This is a genomic window from Spirosoma sp., assembly GCF_048594605.1.
Taxonomy (GTDB): domain Bacteria; phylum Bacteroidota; class Bacteroidia; order Cytophagales; family Spirosomataceae; genus Spirosoma.
The window spans coordinates 22,984-29,239 of the sequence record NZ_JBMDWV010000149.1; the positions used below are offsets into that span (position 1 = coordinate 22,984).

Consider the following 6,256-nt stretch of genomic DNA (forward strand, 5'->3'; position numbering starts at 1 on the left):
GTAGGACGTAGTAAATGTCAGAAACTGACCGCTCCGGCGGACCAGGACTATTGACTAACGACTGCCGACTTTTTGTAAAGCTAATTTCATACCTTTTTCTATCTCTTCAAACGAAATTATTTGTTTGGCGGTATACAAAAAGGCAATGGAAGCAGCGGACGTAGTGGGCTGACTGAACAAATGTTTATTGAGCCGGTACGCTTCCCGCACGCGCCGACGAATGAGGTTGCGGTCAACGGCCCGCTTAAACGTTCGTTTCGGTACCGTAATGACAATAGCGGGCAACGTTACGTTGCTTTCGGAAGAGGATTCTGATGGGGGAAGATAAAGAACCCGAAACGGAAAAAGGTAGAACGTCCCAACGGCCGCACTACCTTTTTTAAATAATTCACCTAAGATTTTTTTGCTGCAAAGCCGTTCCGATTTCGTAAAGGTTTGCGGCATAAAGTCAATAGTCAACAGTTGGTTAGTCGATAGGTTAAACAGCCACTAGCGACTGACGACTACCGACTAGATTTTAAAGCGTTCGCCTTTTTTCTCGTCTGATACGGTCAGCTTGTGGCGACCTTTAGCCCGACGGCGCGCCAGAACCTGACGGCCATTAGCGGTAGACATCCGCTCACGGAAACCGTGTTTGTTTTTCCGCTTGCGGTTCGATGGTTGGTACGTTCTTTTCATGATCTATCTTGCCTAAAAAATCGTTATTTTCCAAATGAGTCCGCAAAGATAGAAGAATCAGCGCAGTTTATCAAGCCTGAGTTTATAAAAACGATTTGATATATTGGACGTTACTTTATCTGAACCACCTTGATGCCGCATTATGCACTACCGCTTGTCTGCCGACCCGACTCTCCCGCATTACATTGCCGTTGAAGCCCACCTGACCAACATCACTACGTCGACAGTTGAGCTGCAGTTGCCAGCCTGGCGACCGGGCCGCTATGAGTTACAGCAGTTCGCAAAAAATATTCAGCGGTTTTCAATTGTGGATGAGGCAGGCAATCCGTTACGTTTTCAGAAAATTACGAAAGATCGCTGGCGGGTTCAGGTGGATGGGGCAACTGAACTGATTGCCCGGTATAATTACTACGCGCTGCTACCAACCCCGAATCTGCTGAATGCGGGCAGTAGTTTTGTGAATGATACGTGCCTGTACGTAAATCCAGTAAACCTTTGCCTGTATGCCGAAGGACGTATTGACGAGTCCTGCACGCTGGAACTGGATATTCCGGATGGATGGACAATTGCCTGCGGATTACAACAAACGAGCTCTGGAACGTTATGGGCGTCTGATTTTTATGAACTGGTTGATTGTCCGCTGATTGCGGCTCCTTCGCTTCAGCACATTCCCTATGAAGTGGATGGCGTTCGGTTTCACGTCTGGATTCATGGTGGCTGGCGAACGGACGGGAATCCATCGTTTGATGCTGAGCGAATCGTTCGTGATTTTAGTCGATTTTCTAAAAAGCAACTCGACCTCTACGGCGAATTCCCCGAAACCGATTACCATTTTCTGACCATCGTATTAACCGTACCGTATTATCACGGCGTCGAGCACCGTAATTCAACGATGCTTGTACTCGGTCCGAACGACGAAGGAGAAGGCCTGTATCAGGATTTGCTGGGGGTGTCATCGCATGAGCTGTTTCACGCTTGGAACATCATACGCATTCGGCCAGCGGAGTTGCTTCCCTACGATTTTACGCAGGAAAACTATTTCCAGACCTGCTTTGTCGCCGAGGGTGTTACTACGTATTACGGTGATCTGATGCTACGTCAGTCGGGCGTATTTACGGACGAAGCGTATCTGAAAGAATTGCAGGTATTGTTCAAGCGTCATTTCGAAAACAATGGTCGAGCGTTTCAGTCGCTGGTCGAATCGTCATGGGATTTGTGGCTCGATGGCTATGATAAAGGCGTACCGGACCGCAAAGTTTCGGTTTATCACAAAGGTGCCATTGCCGCGCTGATCCTGGATTTACACATTCGAAGAGCAACTGACCACGCCCGCTCATTAAATGACGTTATGCTGCGTATGTGGCAACGGTTCGGTGAGCCTTTCGTTGGTTATACCCTGGAGGATTACCAGGCTATAACCGAGGACGTAGCTGGCGAATCGCTGGAATGGTATTACAGCTTATGCATTTTTGGCAACCAGCCGCTTGAACCAAAACTGAACGAATATTTGGCCTGGGTGGGGCTACAGATTGTGTATGAAGAGCCTGGCGCTGACCAACCGGGCGGTATTCGACTTCTGGAGCTAGATGATGAAATTAGCTGCCAGCACCGGGCAAAGTGGTTTGGAGGAGCGTTGACTGAGTCGATTCACCAAGGACAGGCCGAACTAGTGCCTGAAGAAAAATCAGGCAAGAACGTAGTGGCGAAATGATGCCTCTGTAGTACGTTCTGGTTGAATAAAAATAACTTCCTGCTATCTGACCGAAACGGATAATAATCAAACAATAGGTTTACGTTTGTGCAAAAACTTTTGCTTCGTTATAAACACTACGTAGCAGGAGGCAATAATCAGGCATACATCCAACCCGAACCGTTCGGCACCTTCACGTACCAGATTCCACTGTCCGCAGGCAATAGCAGCGCCAATCATGGCGGCCGCTGAAATAATTACCATGGCAATCAATGCACCAGCAATGATGCTACGTCGGTATGAAGCAATAATAATAGCGCCCGATAACGTACCACAGATGGAGACGATAACATCTTTAGTGGAGGGGTTTGACATCATCTCCACGGCCTGATTCTTGACAAATTTATCAACATTGGTAGCGCCCAGCCAACGTAACGACGCGAAGGTTAGCACCGATGCCAGAATCAATAGCCCATACCCCATCACAACGGACTTCAGTCCTCGTTTTACGGTATGAAAATTGTTCAAAGCGAGACCTAATGGTATTTTGGCGATTGGTTCAAAACCTGGTGCAACAATCGAAGCTGCTGTGAAGGCAATCACCTGTGGTACGGGGTCCGATACTAATCCCACCGTCGACATGATCCCGCCCAATGCCATGAGCGCCAGGTAATTATTGGTCACTCTCGATTGATGGCGCAGACCAGTTTCCATTTCTTCCCAAATGGCTTCATCAATATCATCTTCAACCCGTGAGGCCTGGCTCGGATCAATGATGCTGGCTTGTTCGGCCGTCGCAATTGAGTAGGGCGTCCCTTTGCAAACAGCCGCAATTTGTCGTAAGGCTTCGTCAATCCCTTTGTTCAACACCTGAAGCGTTAAAATGTCGCCGGCGGGTTTAATTGAGCTTCTATATTGAACAGATAGGCTAACAACAGATTCGAGTGGTTCGAGCTGGCTGATTAACTGACTTGTGCAATCGGTAGGTAATGATACAACTAAGGTGCGGTGCATAAAGAGCGTAACTTACTTTTATAGAGTGTAACGTCAACGAATGGCCGACGGTTGTAAAAACTTGTTAGGTGCACCTTCCTCTCTTGTTTTTTGAGTACATTCCAGCCTAAATCCTACCTAAACCATGCAAACTTCGCGTACGCCAACTCTGTCTTTTGAAGAATACGTCAAAAACGATGCAACAGCCTTGGCCGAACTTGTTCGTAGGGGTGACGTAACGCCTGCTGAGTTATTAGAAGCGGCCATTGCCCGAACTGAAGCCGTCAATCCGAAGCTAAATGCTATTGTTACGTCTTTATACGACAAAGGTCGGGATATGGCTGCGCATTTGCCGAAAGAAGGAGTATTTCGGGGCGTACCGTTTTTGCTGAAAGACCTGGAAATGGAATGGGCTGGTACGCCTTTAAAAATGGGTTGTCGGGGATACCAGCATTACGTATCAACTATTGATAGTGAAGTAATCAAGCGACTAAAAGCGGCCGGGCTGGTATTTTTCGGCAAAACCAACACGCCTGAATTCGGGCTGACACCTTACACAGAATCGAAACTGTATGGCCCGGCTCGAAATCCCTGGAAATTAACGCATTCGCCGGGTGGGTCAAGTGGTGGATCGGCTGTCGCTGTAGCGGCTGGTATTGTTCCGGCGGCAACCGCTACGGATGGGGGCGGTTCCATTCGGATTCCGGCGGCCTGTTGTGGCTTATTTGGCTTGAAACCCTCGCGGGGCCGTGTTACGATGGGACCTCAGTACGGCGAATTGTGGAATGGAGCCGTAGCGGGTCACGTCCTCACACGTAGCGTTCGGGATAGTGCAGGTTTTCTGGATGTGATTTCCGGCCCCTTGGCAGGGGACCCATACAGCATTAGTCCGCCCGTTCGCCCATTTGGTGAGGAAGTGCGCAGAGAGCCCGGAAAACTTCGGATTGCTTTTTCAACGCAGACCCTGATTGAGTCGCAACCCACTGACCCGGAATGCATTAAGGCTGTTGAGCAAGTGGTCGGTTTGTTGGAACGATTAGGTCATACAGTTGAAGAAGTCTCGTTACCTTATGAGAAAACCATTGTTACACAAGCCTTTTTCCTGAACGTATTGAGCGAAACGGCCGGTTTGTTACGCGAGATGGGGACTTACTTAGGCCACCCGGTTCGGCGCGACGATGTAGAGCTGAATACGTGGGCGCAGGCTCGGTTGGCCGAGGGCTTTTCGGCAGCCGACGTAGCATATCAGAAACGGCGATGGAATGGACTTAACCGAACAATGGGTAAACTTCATGAGACCTACGATCTGTTTCTGACGCCAACTTTACCTCGTCCGCCAATTGCTATCGGTACGTTTCAGAATACGGCTTCAGAACAGCGATTACTAAAACTGGTTGATTCACTTGGCGGATTGAAATACCTGAACGGCAGCAAAACGGTAAACGACCTGGCCGAACGGTCGCTGGGATACATTTCATTCACCGTTATTACGAATATGACTGGTCAGCCATCTATGTCTGTCCCCCTGCACTGGTCTTCTGAAGGATTGCCAATCGGTGTGATGTTTGCCGCCAAACTTGGTGACGAAGCCACGTTATTTCGGCTTGCCGGGCAACTGGAGCAGGAAAAACCTTGGTTTGGTAAACGACCAGTGTTGTAGAGACGTACTGTACTACGTTACGTTCACACAACTAACTATCCAGACGTTTTTTACCGGTATCATAGCCACCATCCCAGGTTCGAATAATGAGTTGTTCTGTAATAATAAGTTAGAGGAATAAACCGGGATATAGCAGGAAATAAATTCAGCTAAGATTAGTGACGCGGAGCAGGCTACCCCGTCTTACTATGATATTTTCAGGGAATTCGGTTTCTCAGTATGATCCAGAACGAAGTTTCTTCAAAGTAATAACCCTTTCTTTTAAGCATGCAAGCTGACAATGTACCATTAGGTATTGAAATCTCATGCCCATTAAAGAACGGTCTCTTTTAGTATACAATACTTATTTATAAATATATTTTAATATGATAATATATGTATATAATTTGTTAATGATAGAGCACTAATCAGCTATTGAGAGTTTAAACTAGTTAAAATTTAACTTTATTCATATCTATATTTGTTAGTTTTTGATTATATTGATATATATTTGCCATATATGTCAATACATATTTAGATTCATATTAGATTTTTAAAAAGGCGTTGCGCAGCCAGTATACTTTATATTAAGTAATAAAGGCTCAAACTAAGCAAAGGCAGCTTTATGAATTAAATATTATAACATATGTATATGCAATATTGGCTAAGGTAAACAGAAAAGAACTGTAGCATTTCAGTCAACAGTATGATAATAATGATCAACAAGAACCCACCTTAGGCTAACTGTCTATAGGCAATTTTGTAAACTCGACGATCTACCAGCTGAACGCTAGTTAATAATTAGGGATGCTCTTTTAAAGACGCTACGTTCAAAATCGTTTCTCTGCCTGGCTTTAACGGTATTTCCAACGTGTGATTAATACAAACCGATTAACCAGCCACTATCCGAGTGTTCCTGTTTCTTATTAAGCATCGATAGCTCTGCAACCTTTGATTACGACATACGGAACAGCTATAGAATAATCCTGTATGTTTATTGAGTATTTTATCATATGTGGGCATGAGCTATTAATTGCTTCGGCCACTATTATAAGCGCTGCACACGCTGGTGTAAGATGATTTTGCGTCGCATATGCTCTCTAGGATTAATCGGTTATCGGCGGCTGAATTTCGCAACAGGTTGAATGAGGTTGTTTTTACAAAAAGCGTTCTGAATACCTTTCGTTCTATGAAAATGTAAAAAATAGGTCCGCCTTTACGGGATTCTTTCTGAGAAGAATCTGCTACAAAAAGAA

5 protein-coding genes are annotated in these 6,256 nt (G+C 46.0%); 2 read left to right on the plus strand and 3 right to left on the minus strand.

Annotation, left to right across the window (positions count from 1 at the left end):
• Nucleotides 1-54: 54 nt before the first annotated feature.
• Both rnpA and rpmH read right to left on the minus strand, forming a co-directional pair.
• Nucleotides 55-444 (minus strand): ribonuclease P protein component, encoded by a 390-nt coding sequence (rnpA, locus tag ACOJS8_RS09645; protein WP_420148328.1) that lies wholly within the window; start codon nucleotides 442-444, stop codon nucleotides 55-57.
• Between the two features lie 66 nt (nucleotides 445-510).
• Nucleotides 511-678, minus strand: coding sequence for a 50S ribosomal protein L34 (gene rpmH / locus ACOJS8_RS09650; RefSeq protein WP_405513662.1), 168 nt, complete (start codon nucleotides 676-678; stop codon nucleotides 511-513).
• Nucleotides 679-820: 142 nt separating this feature from the next.
• Here rpmH and ACOJS8_RS09655 point away from each other — a divergent pair, with 142 nt between their 5' ends.
• Nucleotides 821-2,389 (plus strand): M61 family metallopeptidase, encoded by a 1,569-nt coding sequence (locus ACOJS8_RS09655; RefSeq protein ID WP_420148329.1) that lies wholly within the window; start codon nucleotides 821-823, stop codon nucleotides 2,387-2,389.
• 66 nt (nucleotides 2,390-2,455) lie between these two features.
• Here the strand turns inward: ACOJS8_RS09655 and ACOJS8_RS09660 are convergent, their stop codons facing one another.
• A complete protein-coding gene (locus ACOJS8_RS09660; protein WP_420148330.1) occupies nucleotides 2,456-3,382 on the minus strand; it encodes a DUF389 domain-containing protein in 927 nt (308 codons plus the stop codon).
• A gap of 124 nt (nucleotides 3,383-3,506) precedes the next feature.
• On the opposite strand from ACOJS8_RS09660, the gene ACOJS8_RS09665 reads away from it, so the two are divergent.
• A complete protein-coding gene (locus ACOJS8_RS09665; protein WP_420148331.1) occupies nucleotides 3,507-5,021 on the plus strand; it encodes an amidase in 1,515 nt (504 codons plus the stop codon).
• Nucleotides 5,022-6,256 lie beyond the last annotated feature (1,235 nt).